Source organism: Streptomyces sp. NPDC046759, assembly GCF_040645475.1.
Lineage (GTDB): Bacteria > Actinomycetota > Actinomycetes > Streptomycetales > Streptomycetaceae > Streptomyces.
The window spans coordinates 1-17,221 of sequence record NZ_JBEYYJ010000035.1; the positions used below are offsets into that span (position 1 = coordinate 1).

At 70.0% G+C, this 17,221-nt stretch carries 16 protein-coding genes, 1 rRNA gene and 1 pseudogene; 7 read left to right on the forward strand and 11 right to left on the reverse strand.

Going from position 1 to position 17,221, the window contains the following annotated elements:
- Positions 1 to 91 (forward strand): 5S ribosomal RNA (gene rrf, locus ABZ919_RS34730); the annotation flags it as partial.
- Positions 92 to 180: 89 nt separating this feature from the next.
- On the opposite strand, the gene ABZ919_RS34735 is transcribed toward rrf, so the two are convergent.
- Entirely contained in the window at positions 181 to 732 is a 552-nt protein-coding gene (locus tag ABZ919_RS34735; protein ID WP_361255994.1) for an isochorismatase family protein, read from the reverse strand.
- A 53-nt stretch (positions 733 to 785) separates the two neighbouring features.
- Here ABZ919_RS34735 and ABZ919_RS34740 point away from each other — a divergent pair, with 53 nt between their 5' ends.
- On the forward strand, positions 786 to 1,376 hold the full coding sequence (locus ABZ919_RS34740) for a GNAT family N-acetyltransferase (RefSeq protein WP_361255997.1): 591 nt from the start codon (positions 786 to 788) through the stop codon (positions 1,374 to 1,376).
- A gap of 291 nt (positions 1,377 to 1,667) precedes the next feature.
- On the opposite strand, the gene ABZ919_RS34745 is transcribed toward ABZ919_RS34740, so the two are convergent.
- Together ABZ919_RS34745 and ABZ919_RS34750 are read right to left on the reverse strand one after the other, a co-directional pair.
- Positions 1,668 to 2,093, reverse strand: a complete 426-nt coding sequence (locus ABZ919_RS34745) for a DUF4267 domain-containing protein (protein ID WP_361255999.1) — start codon at positions 2,091 to 2,093, stop codon at positions 1,668 to 1,670.
- Between the two features lie 90 nt (positions 2,094 to 2,183).
- Positions 2,184 to 2,630 carry a DUF1772 domain-containing protein gene (locus ABZ919_RS34750; RefSeq protein ID WP_361256002.1) on the reverse strand — a complete coding sequence of 149 codons (447 nt, stop codon included), beginning with the start codon at positions 2,628 to 2,630 and terminating at the stop codon, positions 2,184 to 2,186.
- Positions 2,631 to 2,721: 91 nt separating this feature from the next.
- Between ABZ919_RS34750 and ABZ919_RS34755 the strand changes: the two genes are divergently transcribed.
- Positions 2,722 to 3,300, forward strand: a complete 579-nt coding sequence (locus ABZ919_RS34755; protein WP_361256005.1) for a TetR/AcrR family transcriptional regulator — start codon at positions 2,722 to 2,724, stop codon at positions 3,298 to 3,300.
- A 178-nt stretch (positions 3,301 to 3,478) separates the two neighbouring features.
- On the opposite strand, the gene ABZ919_RS34760 is transcribed toward ABZ919_RS34755, so the two are convergent.
- From ABZ919_RS34760 to ABZ919_RS34795, 8 genes and pseudogenes are all read right to left on the reverse strand, one after another.
- A complete protein-coding gene (locus ABZ919_RS34760) occupies positions 3,479 to 5,101 on the reverse strand; it encodes a type VI secretion protein (protein ID WP_361256008.1) in 1,623 nt (540 codons plus the stop codon).
- A gap of 17 nt (positions 5,102 to 5,118) precedes the next feature.
- On the reverse strand, positions 5,119 to 6,531 hold the full coding sequence (locus tag ABZ919_RS34765) for an ATP-binding protein (RefSeq protein ID WP_361256010.1): 1,413 nt from the start codon (positions 6,529 to 6,531) through the stop codon (positions 5,119 to 5,121).
- 14 nt (positions 6,532 to 6,545) lie between these two features.
- Positions 6,546 to 8,105: an SCO6880 family protein gene (locus ABZ919_RS34770; protein WP_361256012.1), complete on the reverse strand. Its 1,560-nt coding sequence runs from the start codon at positions 8,103 to 8,105 to the stop codon at positions 6,546 to 6,548.
- The gene (locus ABZ919_RS34775; RefSeq protein WP_361256015.1) at positions 8,102 to 9,451 is read right to left on the reverse strand and encodes a hypothetical protein; all 1,350 of its coding nucleotides are present in this window, start codon (positions 9,449 to 9,451) and stop codon (positions 8,102 to 8,104) included. Before ABZ919_RS34775 ends, ABZ919_RS34770 begins: the two co-directional genes overlap by 4 nt.
- On the reverse strand, positions 9,441 to 10,271 hold the full coding sequence (locus ABZ919_RS34780) for a hypothetical protein (protein WP_361256018.1): 831 nt from the start codon (positions 10,269 to 10,271) through the stop codon (positions 9,441 to 9,443). The genes ABZ919_RS34775 and ABZ919_RS34780 overlap by 11 nt, the downstream gene beginning before the upstream one ends.
- 128 nt (positions 10,272 to 10,399) lie before the next feature.
- The gene (locus ABZ919_RS34785) at positions 10,400 to 10,708 is read right to left on the reverse strand and encodes a hypothetical protein (RefSeq protein ID WP_014673544.1); all 309 of its coding nucleotides are present in this window, start codon (positions 10,706 to 10,708) and stop codon (positions 10,400 to 10,402) included.
- A gap of 501 nt (positions 10,709 to 11,209) precedes the next feature.
- Positions 11,210 to 11,455, reverse strand: a pseudogene (locus ABZ919_RS34790) (peptidase S8); the annotation flags it as partial.
- A gap of 447 nt (positions 11,456 to 11,902) precedes the next feature.
- Positions 11,903 to 12,511 carry a TetR/AcrR family transcriptional regulator gene (locus tag ABZ919_RS34795; protein WP_361256021.1) on the reverse strand — a complete coding sequence of 203 codons (609 nt, stop codon included), beginning with the start codon at positions 12,509 to 12,511 and terminating at the stop codon, positions 11,903 to 11,905.
- A 98-nt stretch (positions 12,512 to 12,609) separates the two neighbouring features.
- Here ABZ919_RS34795 and ABZ919_RS34800 point away from each other — a divergent pair, with 98 nt between their 5' ends.
- The 4 genes from ABZ919_RS34800 (at position 12,610) to ABZ919_RS34815 (ending at position 17,207) form a co-directional block, all read left to right on the forward strand.
- On the forward strand, positions 12,610 to 13,542 hold the full coding sequence (locus ABZ919_RS34800; RefSeq protein ID WP_361256024.1) for an oxidoreductase: 933 nt from the start codon (positions 12,610 to 12,612) through the stop codon (positions 13,540 to 13,542).
- A 298-nt stretch (positions 13,543 to 13,840) separates the two neighbouring features.
- Positions 13,841 to 14,611: a serine protease gene (locus ABZ919_RS34805; protein ID WP_361256027.1), complete on the forward strand. Its 771-nt coding sequence runs from the start codon at positions 13,841 to 13,843 to the stop codon at positions 14,609 to 14,611.
- A 697-nt stretch (positions 14,612 to 15,308) separates the two neighbouring features.
- Positions 15,309 to 16,265, forward strand: a complete 957-nt coding sequence (locus ABZ919_RS34810) for a bifunctional lytic transglycosylase/C40 family peptidase (RefSeq protein ID WP_361256267.1) — start codon at positions 15,309 to 15,311, stop codon at positions 16,263 to 16,265.
- A gap of 237 nt (positions 16,266 to 16,502) precedes the next feature.
- On the forward strand, positions 16,503 to 17,207 hold the full coding sequence (locus ABZ919_RS34815) for a phosphatase PAP2 family protein (RefSeq protein ID WP_361256030.1): 705 nt from the start codon (positions 16,503 to 16,505) through the stop codon (positions 17,205 to 17,207).
- Positions 17,208 to 17,221 lie beyond the last annotated feature (14 nt).

A 17,221-nucleotide genomic window follows, 5' to 3' on the forward strand; every position in this document is an offset into this window, starting at 1 on the left:
GCCCGGTTACATTCCGAACCCGGAAGCTAAGCCTCACAGCGCCGATGGTACTGCAGGGGGGACCCTGTGGGAGAGTAGGACACCGCCGAACAATTCTTGAGGGAAACCCCCGCACCACACGGTGCGGGGGTTTCTGCATTTCAGGCAGACATATTTCAGGCAGGTGTTTTCGAGCCCGGTTCAGAAGGTCACTTCCGCCGTCTTGATGATCCCGGCCCGCCGGCCGGGTGCGCTCTGGCCGCTCCAGTAGAGGTTGGTGTGGGCGATGACCTGTTCCGGTGCCGGCGCGCCGTACGCGGTGAGGTCTTCCGTGGTGTGGGCGTCGGCGACCAGCGTCGCGTCGTAGCCCCGTACGAGGGCGCCGTGCAGGGTGGAGCGGATGCAGAAGTCGGTCTGTGCGCCCACGACGAGGAGGCGGCCCACGCCGCGCTCCGCCAGCACCGACTCCAGATCGGTGCCCTCGAAGGAATCCCTGTACTCCTTGGCGACGAGGGGCTCGGAGTCGAGTCGTTTCAGCTCCGCGACGTACTCCCAGCTTTCGGTGCCCGGTACCAGGTCCTCGTCCTGATGCTGCACCCAGATCACCGGGACGTTCGCGGCGCGGGCCTTGTCGACCAGAGTGGCGATGTTGGCGACGACGTCCTCGCGGTTCGGCGAGTTCGGGACCACCACGCCGTTCTGCACGTCGACGACCACCAGGGCGGTATGCGGCCTGTGAGGCAGTGTTGTCATGGCGTCCACAATATGGGATGCCACTGACAGCGGTCGGCACTACGGTGGCCCTCATGAGCACTTCCACAGGCACCTCGGCCACCGCCTCGCTCGGTGGTGGCTACGTCATCCGCTCCATACGCCCCGATGACTGGCCACGGGTGAAGCAGCTCAGGCTGGAAGCCCTGCGGGACCCGGTCGCGCATCTCGCCTTCCTGGAGACGTACGAGGAGGGCGCGGCCAAGGCGGACGCCTTCTGGCAGGACCGGGCCGCCGGATCCGGTGAGGGGTCCACGACGGTGCGGCAGTTCGTCGCCGAGGCGTCCGACGGGACCTGGGCCGGCTCGGTGACCGTGATCATGGAGGAGCCCGGGACCAAGGACTGGGCCGGGTACCCCGTCGAGCACCGGCAGGGGCATGTGGTCGGGGTCTACGTCCGGCCCCAGGACCGGGGGAACGGGTTGATCAAGGCGCTGTTCGAGGTCGGTGTGGGTTGGGCGCGGGAGCAGGGGGCCGAGCGGGCAAGGCTGTTGGTGCACGAGGAGAACGTGCGTGCTCAGGGTGCCTACCGCAAGGCCGGTTTCGTGCCGAGCGGAGTCGTCGTTCCGTACGTCAAGGACGCGGTGCACAACGAGCTGGAGTTCGTTCTGGACTGGGAGTCCTAGGGCGCGTATCGGGTCGTGACCAAGGAGGGAACGATTACCGCTGGCTGCGAGGGGGGCCTTGCTGGTCTGCCCGCCTCGCGAGCGTCCCGAGAGGGCGGTCTTCAGGTGGAGCTTCGCCGACGGCGTCGTGGTGGGCGCGTGCGGTGGCGGAGTCGATGCTGACCAGCAGCACGTCCACCTCGCCCCGCTTCGCCGCCTCGTCAGTTGCGTGCGCGTCACGCACGACGGTCTTCCGGGCCAGGGCCTGGAAGAGGGCGGAACCCACGGATTGATCACCACCCGATCCGCGCCCTAGGCGGACTGCGGGGCGGGTGTTGCCGAAGTGGCCGCGACCTTGCGGGTCTCGCGCATTATCAGCAGGCCGTTGACCACCATCAGTGTCGCGGTCAGGCAGTGGACGCCGAGCGCGGTGGCCACGGAACCGTGGTGGGCCAGCACGGTGGCCATGTCGCCGTAGGCGGCGAGGGCCTCCACCAGCAGCACCCAGCCCAGCGCCCGGCGATGGCCCGTCACCAGCAGGACGCCCAGGACCAGGGCCAGGACGACGTCGCGGATTCCCTTGATGATCAGGAAGCCGCCGCCGTCGCCGGACGGCCAGCTCGGCAGGCCGAAGCCCGGCGCCGTCGTCTGCGGACTCAGGATGAACTCCCCTCCGAACCAGAGGATGAAGAGGATGAAGGCGGCGGCCAGAACGGTATTGATCTTCTTGAGCGACATTGTCCTTCTCCTTGCGAGTCTTCGTCAGCTTGGGGCGCTTCGTGGAGCTCGTGCAGGGGCGAACCAGCGCATGCCAGGGCAGCGGTGCTGTCAGGCGAGGGCGGTGGTGAGCAGGGCGAAGGCGGCGATGATCACGGCGACGCGGACGTAGTGGTAGCGGTCCCAGCGGTTCATCTGCTCCTTCCAGTCGGCGGGCCGGTTCTCGGGGGTCCACGTCTTGCCCCGGTTGTTGATCGGGACGAGCAGCAGGATCGACATGACCACGCTGACGATCAGCAGTCCGGCGGCGGTGGCGACGAGTCCGGCGCCGTGGTGGTGCCATCCGGCGACGGCCCAGATCGCGCTGAGGACGAGCGAGCCGATGTACCAGAACGGCATCACGGCGCCGAGCATCCGGCCCCCGTGGGCGCGGCCGAGCTGGCCGCTGTCCTCCGGGAGGGCGTTGAAGATCCGGTTCATGATGAAGGCGACGGAGAACTCCACCCCCACCATCAGGCCGACGACGACGGTGGTGACGACCTCGAGCGCGTTGAGCATGGCGGTCCCTCCGTGAACTAGCGTTGCTAGCTGATGAGGCAACGCTAGTGCTGCTGCCGCTCGATTGTCTAGCGGTGCTAGGATCTGAGTTATGTCAGTGCAGGAACGCAAGCAGCGCGAACGGGCGGAGCGCGAGCGCCTCATCGTGGCCACGGCCCGCGAACTCGCCGAGCAGCAGGGGTGGGACGCGGTCACCACGCGCCGGCTCGCCGAGCGCATCGAATACAGCCAGCCCGTCCTCTACAGCCACTTCCGCGGCAAGCGCGAGATCATCGGCGCCGTCGCCCTCGAGGGCGCCGCCGAGATGGCAGTGGCGGTACGGGCCGCGACCTCCGCCGCCAACGGCCCGCGCGAGCGGGTCGCCGCCCTCGCCCGTGCCTACCTCGACTTCGCCGCACGCAACCCGGCGGTCTACGACGCCTTGTTCCAGCTCGACGGCGGCCTCGCGTACGCGCAGGAGGACACCCCGGAGCCGCTGAAGGACGCTTTCGCCGCGCTGATGGAGACTCTCGGCGAGGTCACCGGCGGCAGCGTGGACCCGGGGCTGTTCACCGAGGTGTTCTGGGCGGCCCTGCACGGCCTTGCGACCCTGACCCGCGCGGGCCGTCTGCTGCCCGAGGACGCCGAGCAGAGGGTGGACCTGCTGGTGGACCGGCTCGCCATGGTCTGACACACCGTCCCGGCGGGCACGCGGCCGGCGCCATCGAACCCCGCTGCCGCCTGCCTGCGGCAACGCTTCCGGTCACTCGCGTCCACACGGCGCAGCCGCGGATCGCCGGCCCCGCATCCCGGACAGGGCGCCCGCCCCGGAGGCTGCGATGCCCATTGGTCACGACCCTGTACGCGCCCTAGACCGGCAGCTCCTGGTGCGGCCAGCGGGAGCGGGCCTGTTCGCGGGAGCGGAGCAGGGCGAGGGTCGGCAGACCCTGGTCGTGTCCGGTGGCGAGCAGGTCCGGCAGCTGAGGGAACGGAGCCACGGCCGCGATGTCGTCCAGCACGAGCGTGAGTGGTGGGTCGAGCCGACCGGAGGATGACCGTTCGGCCATGCGCCGGCCGCGCTCGACCACGCTGGAGACGAGGGCCGTCAGGAGGGGCATCGCGCCCGGGTTGCTCCTGGGGTCCTCGATGGATTCACCGACCACATAAAGCGTGCCCCCTTCATCCACGAAGGAATCCAAGGAGAGGGCATCGGATCGGTTCGGATTGCAGGCCTCACGGATGTTCACGGTGGACAGGGCGGACAGCGCGCGGCCGATCAAGGCCTGGGCGATGTCGCGGCGTTCGGGGTGCGCGGTGAGCGCGGCCTCGAGTTCGCCGGCGGCGCCGGGAGCGGCCTTGGGGTGCATACGGAGGGTGCGTACGGCGTCCTGCACCTGGGTGCCCTGGGACCAGCGGTGGACGTGCCGGATGCTGCGGTTCTCCAGGGCGGAGGCGTGGAGGTAGCTCCGCAGGAGGGTGGTCGCCGTGTCGGCCACGGCCTGATCGATCCTGGCAGTGGGCTGTACGGGGCTGAGCAACGCTGCCGCCCGGTTCAGCGCGGTCTGTCTGTCCTCGCAGCCGGCCATCGGGGACCAGTGGAGGCGGGCCGGGGTGTCGCAGAGGTGGGTGGGGTCGTAGAGGAGGCTGGGGCCGAGCTTGGCCCTGGCGTCCTTGGTCTCCGCCCAGAGGGCGGGATTCGAGGTGACCACGAGCGCGGGGCCTTCGGCGTCGTGTACGGCCCGGGTTGCGGCCGGCCGGCGGCTCTCCCTGGGTGCCACGACGATTCTTTCCCACCCGTGCCCCTGTTCACCGTCGGCTGGGAGAGGGGTCATGGGCGTGCTGAGGGGTGGCGTCTTCTGAAGGGGCACCGCCGGCGCGGGCACCGGCGCGGTGCGCGGCGGCGGGACCTCGTACCGGTGCTCCGTGGGCAAGGCCGGTTGCGCCGCGCTCGTGGTGGGCGCTGCCGGTTGCGCCGCGTCCGTGACGGGTGCAGCCGGTTGCACCGTGCTCGTGACGGGTGCAGCCGGTTGCACCGTGCTCGTGACGGGTGCAGCCGGTTGCACCGTGCTCGTGGCGGCCATGGTCGGTTGTGCCGCGCAGGTGGCGGCCGCGGCCCGTCGTGCCCTTTCCGCACGCCACCGTGCCACCACGCCCATCACGAACACCGCGAGGACGAACAGGACCATCAGCTGGCCGATGAACAGGCCCCAGAACAGCCCCCAGCCGGACAGCTGGGACGCCGGAGTGCCGGGCCACGCGCCGGCGATGTCGTGCGGCCTGCCGATGAGGTGACGCATGGCCACAGGGGTGCGGGTGAAGACGACACCGGCCGGCCAGGCGCCCTTGGCGAAGAGGGCCGCGAGGCCCGTGGCCGTCCACACCATCAGGGTCATGCCGAGGACGAAGGAGAGCATGCCGATCAGGAGGCCGTCGGGGATGCCGCCCTGGCCCTCCCGACGGCCTTCGCGGCGATCGCGCTCGTCCGGTCTCACCGTTCCTCCCGCTGCCCTTACGCCACTGTGGACTCGGAGTCGCCCAGGTGCTGTTCCACGAAGGCCGCCGCCCGCTGCTCGGCCTCCAGCTCCGCGGCGCGCAGGGCGTCGTCGGCCATGAGGTCGCTGGAGGACTCGGTCATCGCGCGGTCGGTGAAGACCAGCGGGCGTTCCGTCTCCGTGACCAGGTGCTTGACCACCTGGACATTGCCGTTGACGTCCCATACGGCGATGCCGGGCGTCAGTGTGGGGATGATTTCCACGGCCCAGCGCGGCAAACCCAGCACCCGGCCGGTGGCCCGTGCCTCGTCGGCCTTCTGGGCGTAGACGGTCCTGGTCGAGGCCATCTTCAGGATGGCCGCCGCCTCCTTGGCCGCGGCTCCGTCCACCACGTCGGACAGGTGGTGGACCACCGCCACGAAGGACAGGCCCAGGCGTCGGCCGAACTTCAGCAGGCGCTGGAACAGCTGGGCCACGAACGGGCTGTTGATGATGTGCCAGGCCTCCTCGACCAGGAAGATGCGCTTCTTGCGGTCGGGGCGGATCCAGGTGTGCTCCAGCCACACGCCGACGATCGCCATGAGGATGGGCATGGCGATGGAGTTGCGGTCGATGTGGGACAGGTCGAAGACGATCAGCGGGGCGTCGAGATCGATGCCGACCGTCGTCGGGCCGTCGAACATGCCGCGCAGGTCACCGTCGACCAGGCGGTCCAGCACGAGGGCGACGTCCAGACCCCAGGCCCGTACGTCGTCTATGGCGACGTTCATCGCCTCGGCCGACTCCGGTTCCGGGTGCCGTAGCTGCTCGACGATGTCGGAGAGGACCGGCTGGCGGTCGACGATCGTCTCGTTGACGTAGGAGTGGGCGACCTTGAGCGCGAAGCCGGAGCGTTCGTCCAGGCCGTGGCCCATGGCGACCTCGATGATGGTGCGGAGGAGCGCCAGCTGGCCGGTGGTGGTGATCGCCGGGTCCAGCGGGTTGAGGCGGATGCCGTGGTTCAGGGCGGCCGTGGGGTCCAGCCGGATGGGTGTTATCCCCAGCTCCTCCGCGATGAGGTTCCATTCACCCACCCCGTCCTCGCCCTGGGCGTCCAGGACGACGACCTGGCGGTCCTTGAAGCGCAGCTGACGCAGGACGTAGGTCTTCTCCAGGGCGGACTTGCCGTTCCCCGACTCGCCGAGGACGAGCCAGTGCGGGGCTGGGAGCTGCTGGCCGTACAGCTGGAAGGGGTCGTAGATGTAGCCCTTGCCGGAGTACACCTCACGGCCGATGATGACGCCGGAGTCGCCGAGTCCGGGCGCGGCCGTGGGCAGGTAGACCGCCTGGGCCTGGCCCGTGGAGGTGCGCACCGGCAGCCGGGTCGTCTCGACCTTCCCGAAGAGGAAGGAGGTGAAGGCGTCGGTGAGGACGGACAGCGGATCCCGCATCGGCGAATCAGCCCCTACCTTCGGATGCCGGTGGCGAACGGAAGTGTGTTCACGAAGGCACGGTGGTGCTCTCGGTCGCACCACTCCAGCTTGAGGTACGACTTGCCGGCGGAGGCTCTTATCGTGCGCTTGTCGCGGGCGAGGGCGTCCGGGGTGCGGGAGGAGACGGTGATGTAGCCGACGATGTTGACGCCGGCCGCGCCGCTCGCGAGGTCTTCGCCGCGCTGGTCGAGCCGGTGGTGCGCGGCGACGTCGCGGGGGTCGACGGTCCGGTTCATCTTGGCGGCACGGGAGGCCTCGGCCTCGTCGTTGGTCTTCTCGGTCAGCATGCGTTCGATGGCTACCTCGGTGGGCTCGAGATCCATCGTCACGGCGACCGTTCGGATGACGTCCGGGGTGTGGACGAGGAGGGGGGCGAGGAAGTTCACCCCGACCGGGGTCATCGGCCACTCCTTCACCCAGGCCGTGGCGTGGCACCAGGGGGCGCGGGTGGTGGACTCGCGGGTCTTGGCCTGGAGGTAGGTGGGCTCCATGGCGTCGAGCTCGGCCGGCCAGGCGTTGCGCTTGGTCATCGCCTGGATGTGGTCGATGGGGTGGTCCGGGTCGTACATGGAGTGGATCAGGGACGCCAGCCGGCCCTGCCCGAGAGGCTGCCGTACCCGGATGTCGGCCTCCTGGAGGCGGGAGCAGATGTCGGTCAGCTCGCGGGCCATGACCACCGCCAGGCCCGCGTCCCGGTCGACCTTGCCGCCGCGGGCGCGGACGGCGCGGGCCATGGCGTTGGCCTCGGCGGCCAGCTCGCGGGTGTAGTGCATGCAGGCGACGAGGTAGGCGCGGTGCTGTTCGCTGCTGGTGGACACCATGGACTGCAGTTGGTCGTAGGACTGCTGCAGCCACTGCGGGGAGCGGCCGTTGCCGCGCAGGGCGACGTCCTTGGCGTGCGCGTCGGGGTCGGCGGGCAGGGTGCGGGCGAGCATCTGCAGCCGCGTCACGAACCCGTCTCCGTTGGCGACGTGCTTGAGCAGCGTGCCGAAGCGGTCGACCAGGGCCTCCTGGTCCTCGGAGTCGCGCAGGCCGACGCCGGGTCCCTCGATCTCGATGGCGGCCGTGACGGTCTTCCGGTCGGCGTGCAGCAGTACGGCGATCTCGTCGGGCCCGAAGGGCGCGGCGAGCCAGGTGATGCGCCCGATGCCGGGCGGCGGACCGATCTCGACCTCCCGTCCGTCGAGCCGGGTGCCGGCCTCCATGACGCCGGACCGGTAGACGGCGTTGCCTCCCTTGACGGTCCGCTTGTAGCTGCGGTTGATCTCGAACCACTTGTAGAAGGTGCGGCGCTTGTACGGCACGTAGACCGCGGCGAGCGCGAGCAGCGGGAACCCTGTGAGCAGCACGATCCGCAGGGACAGGACCGGGACGAGGAGGCCGCACATCATGCCGAGGAACGCGCCGGCGATGATCAGGGCGATCTCGCCGGACTCGCGGTTGCGTCCGACGATCGCGTTCGGCCGGGCGCGGCCGATCAGATACGTACGGCGGGGCGTGACCGGATGGGACAGGTGGGACTCGGTCGTCAACGCCCCTCACCTCCCGTGCGGTTGACGTTGCGGGTGTTGCTTGCGTGCGGTGTGTTGACGGGGCTGGGCGCGCGGGGCGCCGGCGTGGCGGAGGGGACGGCTCCGCCGCCCCCGGTGGGGGTACGGCTGCTGTGGGCGGAGACACCGCCGGTCGCGGGGTTGGCCGGGCGGGGCGTGCTGCTGCCCTGCCCTCCCGCGGCTCCGTTGCTGTCGGCGCGGGAGCTGTGGGTCTTGATGCCCTGGGCGACGAGGGTGGCCGGGGAGCTGATGACGGCGGCGGCCTTGCGCTCGGCGCCCTGCATGAGCCGGTTGTTGCGGCCGTTCGCGATCTCGTCGCCGAAGCCGGGGACGAAGCGGTAGATCATCGCGCTGGCGAAGATGGCGAGCAGGATGATGGCGAGGCCGGAGACGACGGCGGAGAAGGAGTCGGGGCCCTTGCCGGAGGACAGGGCGCCGGCGAGGCCGAGCACGATCACGATGACGGGCTTCACCAGGATCACGGCGATCATGATTCCGGCCCAGCGGCGCACATGGCCCCACAGGTTCTTGTCGACCAGTCCGGCGTAGACGACGGTGCCGAGGAGGGCGCCGACGTAGAGCAGCGCGGCCCTGATGACCAGCTCCAGCCAGAGGACTCCGGCGGCGAGGATGCTGACCAGGGAGACGACGATCAGCATGATCGGGCCGCCGCCGATGTCGGTGCCCTTGGCGAGGGCGCCGGAGAAGGTGCCGAAGAACGTGTCGGCCTGGTCGCCGGTGGCCTTGGCGAGGACGTCCGTGACGCCGTCCGTCGCCGACACGACGGTGTACAGGATCAGCGGGGTGAAGGCGGAGGCGAGCACCGTCAGCCACAGGAACCCGACCGCTTCGGAGATGGCCGTGGTCAGCGGGACGCCGCGCACCGCTCGCTTGGCCACGGCCAGCAGCCACAGCAGCAGCGTGAGGATCGTGGAGGCGGCGAAGACGACGGCGTACTGCTGCAGGAACTTGGAGTTGGTGAAGTCGACGTTGGCCGTCTCCTTCACCGCCTTGCTCAACTTGCCGATCGTCCAGGACGCAGCCTCGGCACAGCCTTTGGCGAGGGAGGAGAGGGGGTCGAGGGTGGAGGTGTCCGGGGCGTTGGCACCGCCGGGACCGTTGGAGGTGTTGCCCCGTTCACAGTACTTCTTGGCCTCGCCGGAGATGACGCTGCAGTCGTACTTGCTCTTCGACGGCGAGGGCGACGGGCCGCCGGAGGGGGTGGGGGAGGGCGCGGCGAAGGCGCGAGTGGCCAGCAGTACGCCCGTGGTTTGTACGGCTGTCACGACTCCGGCGAGCTTGAGCGCACGTTGCGGGCTACCGGGCATACGTGAACCCTCCGTACTCTTCGATGGCCTTGCTGATCTCGTCGGAGGTGGCGGCCTTGTCGTCGCCGGGTACCGGCGCGGGGCCGTCCTTCTGGGCGTCGGAGGCGATCTTCCAGTCGCCGCCGGTCCACTGCAGGTCGAACGTCCAGGTCTTCCAGGACGAGGTGACCGGGTCGGTGGAGGAGCTGCCGGCCATGCCGATGAGCCCCAGGTACCAGACGGCGACCTTGGCGTCATGCTCCGTGTACTGCTGCACCGAGGTGCCGACCGGGACCACCCGGGAGACGAAGGTGCTGTCCTTCGGTGGGTTGCCCGCCGCGTCGAGACCCATCTTGGCGAGGAAGTCTGCCGAATAGGCCTGGTCCATCGGGCCTTGCAGCCGGTCCGCCGCCGCCGATGTGTACAGGAGGCGCAGGAGCGTGTCGCGGGTGTCCTTCTTGAACATGCCCGTCGACCCCAGCGCCACGGCGTAGTTCGAGGCCGCCGACTGCGCCCCCTGCTCCGTGTGGGCGAATCCCGTCGGTACGCCTGTGGTCTTGGTGTTGACCGGCCGTGTTCCGCTGGGTGTCGTGGGAGCGGCTGCCGGCCCGCCGTCCTTCGCGGTCGTGTCGTCCGTCGACGAACCGTCCCCCCGGTTGGCGAAGGCGATCGCGGCGATGAGGAGGACCACCACGCCGACCACCGTGACCAGGCTTCTGGAGGAGGAGCGGTGGGGGCTGCGGCGGGGCGCGCCGCCGTAGGGGTCGCTTTCGGGGAGGCGGGTCCGGGTGTGGCCCGCGTCGCCGTAGTCGCCGTAGCCCTGTTCGTCTCCGGGGTTCATGCCGCGTACGCCCTCTCCACCTCGTAGAGATACGACGGTAGCCGTGCTGGTTCCCGCGCGGGCGCGGTGTGATGACTCGACATCAGGGTGACGCAACCTCAGCCGGAGGGAAGGGCAGGGTGAAGGGGTTAGACCGCCATGCCGTACACGATGGTGAACAGGGTGCCGAGGGAGCCGATGATGAAGACTCCGGTCAGGCCGGCGATGATGAGGCCCTTGCCCTGTTCGGCGCTGAAGGTGTCGCGGAGCGCGGTCGCGCCGATGCGCTGTTTGGCCGCGCCCCATACCGCGATGCCGAGGCAGAGCAGGATGGCCACGGCCATGACCACCTCGATCATCACCTTGGCCTCGTTGCCCAGGCTGCCGAAGGGGCCCCAGTCCGGAGCGATCCCGCCGATGATGGTGTTGATGTCTCCCTTGTCGGCCGCAAAGAGCATGTAAGTCACCGCCCCTGGTGGGTAGTTCCGTCCAATCCTCTGCGGTGTGCAGAGGTCAGGCATCATTGTCGCCGACAACGCGGCCGACGTATGTCGACTTGACGTCATTGACTGGCGGGTTTCGTACGAGTGGCACGTACGGTCACTCTGTGTATCACGGCAGGTCACGCCGGGCAATGAGGTCCGACCGGAACCTGTCTTGTGGTTCCGTCGTTGTCCCCCTTTACGACCTGGCGCGTTTTCTGACGGCCGGTCGGGTGAGGCGTCGAGACGATGTTCTCATGGGCGGGGGTGCGGAACCGGACAAGGCCCCGGCGGCGGGACCGTCGGGGCCTTGCGACGTGCGGGGTGGGCGGCGGTGAGGCACGGGAGGCGGACAGGGAGGACGGGCCGCGGCCGGCTGCCGTGACCCGTCCTCCTTTCCGTGCCGCCGAGGGGACCCCACGTCCCCCTCACCTGGCGGCTCCCCGTGACCCGACGGGGTGGTCGGTCCGTGGCCGCTCAGCCCGTGAAGGCGTCCGTGCCCTGCGGGGTGCCCCAGCCGGTCGGGCCGTCGTAGCCGGCCCTGGCGGTGCAGAAGTAGCTGGTGGAGCAGCTTCCGTTGCTGCCGCTGGTCACGTCGTTCAGCGCCGAGGTGCCGGCCGCGTGGTACGGGTACTGGGCCGGGTAGTCGCTGCTGCCCGGGGTGCCGGCCAGGGCGTAGACCGAGGCGATGATCGGCGAGGAGGCGCTGGTGCCGCCGTAGGTGTTCCATCGGCCGAGCCGATGCGGTGCCGTCTGCCGCGTATGCGGGGGGAGTTGGGGGTGGTCGTGCGCAAGGTACAGCCTCCTGAAGTGGTGGACAGAGGCCTGCGGGTGTGGGGGTCCACCGGTGGGTGACCGGTGGGGGCGGCGGCCCGCGACGACCATCACCTTGTTGAGTACGCGACAACAAGAGGCTTTCGGAATTCTGACTTCTGCGTTACCCGAAGCGGTTGGCGGCTTACCGGTCGATGGCAGTGTGCTGGTGCTGTGCTGGGTGCCGCTTGACTCGGCCCACAGGTTCCGCGGCGCGGCGGCAGGGGGAGGGGGATGGGGATGGGGGCAGGACGGCAGGGGGGATGGGTGCGGGGCCCCTTGCCGTTCGGCGCGGGGCCGGCGGGGCCCGGTGCCGTGCGACTGCGGTCAGCGGGGCTCGGTGCCATGCGGCTGCGGTCAGCGGGGTTTGAGGCCGTGCAGCAGCAGGTGGACGTGTTCGTCCAGGCCGTTCATGGCCTCCTCGGCGTCGAGCGCGCAGCTGGCGATGAGGGCGGCGAGGCCGTGCAGGCTCGCGGCGGCGACCGTCGTGATCCGCTCGGGGTCGCCCGCGACGATCTCGCCGCGCTCCTGCGCGTCCGCCATCATCCGGGTGAGGGAGCCGAGCGACTGGTCGACGGCCGCGGCGAGCTGGGCGGAGCCGTCGGGGTCGTGCTTGCGGGCGAACATCAGCTCCAGCAGCTCCGGGTTCTCGACGGCGAACCCGAGGTAGGCCCGCGCGAGTGCCGTCATCCGCCCCTCGAAGGTGAGGCCGGGCTGGTCGGCGGCGGCGCCCAGGGCGCGGTTGAGGCGCTCGTAGCCGTCCAGCGCGAGGGCGTCTATCAGGGCCTGCTTGTCCTTGAAGTGCCGGCCGGGGGCCGCGTGGCTCACGCCGGTGTCGCGGGCCAGTTCGCGCAGTGAGAGCGCGCCGACCCCCTTCTCGCGCAGGGTGCGCTCGGCGCTCTTGAGCAGGGCGGCGCGCAGGTCTCCGTGGTGGTAGGGGCGGCTCGTCGAAGACATACGCGACATGCGTGCCATCGTATCCCGATGTTGACGACGTCAATATAGTTGCCGTTGCCCTCATTGTTGTCATTGACAGCATTGTTGGCGATGCCTACATTGGTCGCATGGCTGACACGAGAACGAGCGGCGCGCGCGGAAAGCGCGGATGGAACGCGACCGACCTGCCCGACCTGACCGGCCGTACGGCCGTGGTCACCGGCGCCAACAGCGGGCTCGGTCTGGTGACCGCGGAGGCGCTGGCCCGGGCCGGAGCGCATGTGGTGATCGCCGTGCGGGACCTGGCGAGGGGCGGCGCCGCCGCGGCGAAGGTGGGCGGCAGCACCGAGGTGCGCCGGCTGGACCTGGCCGACCTGGAGTCCGTGCGGGAGTTCGCGGCCGGCTGGGACCGCCCGCTGGACCTGCTGATCAACAACGCGGGCGTGATGATGCTGCCCGAGCGGCGCACCCAGCAGGGCTTCGAGCTGCAGTTCGGCACGAACCACCTCGGCCACTTCGCGCTGACCAACCTGCTGCTGCCGCACATCACCGACCGGGTGGTCACGGTGTCCTCCGCCTACCACCGCCTCGGCGACGGAGTGATCCACTTCGACGACGTGAACCTGACCGGCCGCTACACGCCCACCCGCGCCTATGCCCAGTCCAAGCTGGCCAACCTCCTGTTCACCCTGGAGCTCCAGCGCCGCCTGAGCGAGGCCGGGTCCCCCGTCCGCGCCCTCTCCGCCCACCCCGGGTACGCCGCCACCAACCTCCAGAGCCATCACGCGAACCCCCTGGCCAGGGCCGCCATGGCCGTCGGCAACCGGCTGTTCGCGCAGACCGACAGGGCAGGCGCTCTGCCGACCCTCTACGCGGCCTGCCAGGACCTGCCCGGCGCCTCCTACGTCGGCCCCTCCGGCCTCGGTGAAATGCGCGGAGCCCCGGCTCTGGTCGGCCGCAGCCCCGCCGCCAGCGACCCGGGGGCGGCGCGACGGCTGTGGACGCTGTCGGAGGAACTGACCGGCGTGGAATGGCAGCTGAAGCCGGCCGGCCGGCCGTGATGCGGCGAGCCCTGGCGGACTGCTCCCGCATGGCCGTGGCGCACTGTGATCGTGCCTGTCCGGAAGCCGTGGACAGGTGACGCGGAGGCGGGGTGGGGGCTGTTCAGCAGCGGGGTGACGGAGGCAGCGAGAGGTGAGGGCGGCCCGGTTCGTCTCGGCCCGGGGTCTTGCGCGCTGACGTCGAGAGCGGCAGGTTTCCCGTGTACGGAGAGGCCTCGCGACCCGCGGGGCATTTCACAGGAAATTCTCAGTGAAGTCGCAGCGGCTTTCTCATCTTCGTGGGACAGAGTGAGGACTGATGGAGCGCATCTCACGCATCACGGTCACCTCGCGTCCCGCGTTGCTCGGCGCTGTGGTGATGCTCGCCCTCACCTCGGCGTCCGTCGCGGCCGCCGACGACGGGCCGGGGCCCCTGGGGGTCACTGCCGACGTCGTCGTGACTCGGCAGACGGTGCGGGTCGGTGCGCTGTTCGGCGCGGACCGGGCCGACCAGCTGTCCGGAGGTCACTTCTGCACGGCCTCGGTCGTGCACAGCCCTCGGGGCAACCTGCTCGTCACCGCCGCGCACTGTGTGGCCGGCACCGACAACGACCTGGTGTTCGTGCCGGGCTACCGGGACGGGAAGGCGCCCTACGGCGTGTGGAGGGTGGGCAAGCGCTACCTGTCCGACAGCTGGGCCAAGGGCCAGGACGAGGACAGCGACCTGGCCTTCGTCACGGTCGGCGACCTGAACGGCAAGCGGATCGAGGACGTGGTCGGCGCCAACCGGTTCACCACCGGTACGGCCACCGGTGCCACCGCCGTGACGCTCGTCGGCTATCCCGACTCCCGTGAGGTGCCCATCAGGTGCACCAACAAGCCGACCGCGCACAGCCGCACCCAGCAGCGCATCGACTGCCCGTCCTTCACCGCCGGCACCAGCGGCAGCCCGTGGATCAACGGCGACGGCCAGGTCGTCGGCATCCTCGGCGGCCACGAGGAGGGCGGCTCGACCGACGACGTGTCCTACAGCGTGGTGCTGGCCGGCGGCGCGGCCGAGTTGTACCGGGACGCGACGAGCGGTCGCTGAGCCGCCCCCGACCTTCAACCGACCTTCCCGCGCAGGTGGCCCAGCCCGGCAGGCGCCCGGGCAAGCGGTGGCCGTGGCGGCGGGGCTTGTGGTGGGCGTCGCGACGGCCGTCACGGTGGTCCTCACCCAGCACAGGGATGGAACCGAGACGCCGCGGGGCGGGTTCGCCGGGTGGGGGCGCCGCGGCCTCCAGCCCGCAGGCGACGGCATCCGAGGCGGCCACCGGCACAGGCGGCGCACCCGCCTGCGCGGGTGACGGCATCGACCGCGCCTTCTGGCAGTCGTCGACGGGACCGTGTCAGCGGCCGGCCGGAGAGATGGCGCCCAAGGGGTTTCATCACCTCCGTGTCCGACCCCGACGATCCCGGCAAGAGCGGGGAGCACCCGGTCTTCGGCCACAAGGTGCGGATCGGATTCAGGACAACCAGTACCTCACCTACCCGGACGACTTCCGCTCGTGGTCGCCGAACGGGAAGTAGTCGTGGCCCGCCATTCCGCTCGCCAACGATCCTGGTGACTGGACCATCGAGTGGCACCACATCCGTACGGCCAGCGACTACCACCGCGTCATGTGCGGCGGCTTCACCGTGAAATGACGCCACATCGCGCCGAAAGCGCCTTGAACGCGCGACGCGTGGGGGAAAGTTGAACCGTGCGGAAGGTATGGGTGATCGGTGGGGCGGCCGTCGGGCTCGGGATGGGCTTCGTCATGCTGCTCGTCATCGGGGTGTACGTCGTCGCCGGAAACCTCGTCAACGGAGTCACCTCGGGAAGCCGGGGGCTGGCGAAGGGGGCCGTGCCGGCTGCCTACAAGTCGCTGGTGCAGAGGTGGGGCAACCTGTGCCCGGCGCTCACCCCGGCGCTGCTCGCCGCTCAGCTGTACCAGGAGAGCGGCTGGAACCCGACCGTCGTCAGCCCGGCCGACGCACGTGGGATCGCGCAGTTCATCCCGAGTACCTGGGCGACGCACGGCATCGACGGAAACGGCGACGGGAAACGGGACATCTGGGACCCCAACGACGCGATTCCGTCGGCCGCTTCGTACGACTGCGAGCTGGCCAAGTACGTGAAGGACGTCCCCGGCAACGTCTCCGACAACATGCTCGCCGCCTACAACGCGGGCGCCTACCGCGTCATAAGGGCCGGCGGGGTCCCGGCCATCAGCGAGACGCAGAACTACGTCAAGCGGATCCGCAGCCTGTCGCAGAGCTTCGCCGCCCCCGTAGGCCGTATGAGTCCGACTCAGCAGGCCGCCGGGGCCATCGCGTTCGCACAGAGCAAGCTCGGGACGCCGTATCTGTGGGGCGGTGAGGGGTCGGCGGAGCAGGGTGGGCGGTTCGACTGTTCGGGGCTGACGCAGGCGGCGTACGCGAAGGTCGGCATCCAACTGCCGCGTGTGGCCAACGACCAGTACAACGCCGGCCCGCACCCGTCCCGCGACCAGCTCCTCCCCGGCGACCTGGTGTTCTTCTCCACCGACCCCAGCGACTCGCGGGCCATCCACCATGTGGGGATCTACGTGGGCGGGGGATACATGATCGACGCGCCGCGGACGGGCGCCGTCATCCGGTTCGACCCCGTCGACACCCCGGACTACTTCGGCGCCACCCGGGTAACCGAGGATGGCGCGAAAGCGCTCCCCACCGCGGTGTAACGGAGCGTGAAACCCACCCCCTGAGCTGCGATGACGAGTCTCTCTTCGATAACGTCTGCGTGATCATTCAGTGGAGAGTGGAACGTATTGATGGGGACCGTGCGTTCCTGTTGACGTAGCCGAGCGGACGTCAGTACGGGCAGTAGGGCAGTGCAGCGGAAGCGGATCTACGAACCACGGGGGTAGGAGCGACGCACACGAGGTGCGTCCGGTAGACGACGAAGGGGCCGCAGCACCATGGCTGTACTCGCCGAATCCGGATCGAACCCCGACGTCGAACTGCTCTACGACATCAATGGCCTGGCCAAGGAAGCCCCGCACTGGTTCGACCGGGCCATGGGGTTCGTCGGCGAGTACGGCCTGCTGCTCGCCATGGTCGTGCTGGTGCTGTGGTGCTGGTGGTCCGTGCGGCGCCGGGGCGGCGAGGACGCCGCGTCCTCCGTCGCCGGACTGGTCTGGGCGCCGCTCGCGGCCGGAATCGCCGTGCTGGTGAACGTGCCCATCCGGGCGTTCGTGGAGCGACCCCGGCCGTTCGTGGAACACCAGGGTCTTGACGTCCTCGTCTCCGGCAAGACCGACTTCTCCTTCGTCAGCGACCACGCGGCCATCACCATGGCGCTGGGCGTGGGCCTCTTCGTCGCCAACCGCCGCTTCGGTGTCGCGGGCATCGGCCTCGCGCTGCTGGAGGGGTTCTGCCGGGTCTACATGGGCGTGCACTATCCGACGGACGTCGTCGGCGGCTTCGCGCTCGGCACGGCCGTCGTGCTGCTGCTGTCGCCGCCGGCGATGGCGCTGCTCACCCCGGTGATGCGGGCGGTGGAGCGGTCCCCCCGGGCGGGGTGGATCGTGCGCGGGCGCGCGGTGAGCGGGGCGCGTGCGGGCGCGTTGCTGCCCGGTGCCCGTACGCCGGTGGATTCCGAGGAACGGGACCTGGCGGCGTAGCTCCGCGCCCCCCG

Coding starts and splice junctions, on each gene's coding strand:
- ABZ919_RS34785 (WP_014673544.1), bottom strand. CDS start 10,708: ATGCTCTTTGCGGCCGACAAGGGAGACATCAACACCATCATCGGCGGG.
- ABZ919_RS34810 (WP_361256267.1), top strand. CDS start 15,309: ATGGGCTTCGTCATGCTGCTCGTCATCGGGGTGTACGTCGTCGCCGGA.
- ABZ919_RS34750 (WP_361256002.1), bottom strand. CDS start 2,630: ATGCTCAACGCGCTCGAGGTCGTCACCACCGTCGTCGTCGGCCTGATG.
- ABZ919_RS34775 (WP_361256015.1), bottom strand. CDS start 9,451: ATGCCCGGTAGCCCGCAACGTGCGCTCAAGCTCGCCGGAGTCGTGACA.
- ABZ919_RS34755 (WP_361256005.1), top strand. CDS start 2,722: ATGTCAGTGCAGGAACGCAAGCAGCGCGAACGGGCGGAGCGCGAGCGC.
- ABZ919_RS34800 (WP_361256024.1), top strand. CDS start 12,610: ATGGCTGACACGAGAACGAGCGGCGCGCGCGGAAAGCGCGGATGGAAC.
- ABZ919_RS34735 (WP_361255994.1), bottom strand. CDS start 732: ATGACAACACTGCCTCACAGGCCGCATACCGCCCTGGTGGTCGTCGAC.
- ABZ919_RS34780 (WP_361256018.1), bottom strand. CDS start 10,271: ATGAACCCCGGAGACGAACAGGGCTACGGCGACTACGGCGACGCGGGC.
- ABZ919_RS34765 (WP_361256010.1), bottom strand. CDS start 6,531: ATGCGGGATCCGCTGTCCGTCCTCACCGACGCCTTCACCTCCTTCCTC.
- ABZ919_RS34795 (WP_361256021.1), bottom strand. CDS start 12,511: ATGTCGCGTATGTCTTCGACGAGCCGCCCCTACCACCACGGAGACCTG.
- ABZ919_RS34745 (WP_361255999.1), bottom strand. CDS start 2,093: ATGTCGCTCAAGAAGATCAATACCGTTCTGGCCGCCGCCTTCATCCTC.
- ABZ919_RS34815 (WP_361256030.1), top strand. CDS start 16,503: ATGGCTGTACTCGCCGAATCCGGATCGAACCCCGACGTCGAACTGCTC.
- ABZ919_RS34805 (WP_361256027.1), top strand. CDS start 13,841: ATGGAGCGCATCTCACGCATCACGGTCACCTCGCGTCCCGCGTTGCTC.
- ABZ919_RS34740 (WP_361255997.1), top strand. CDS start 786: ATGAGCACTTCCACAGGCACCTCGGCCACCGCCTCGCTCGGTGGTGGC.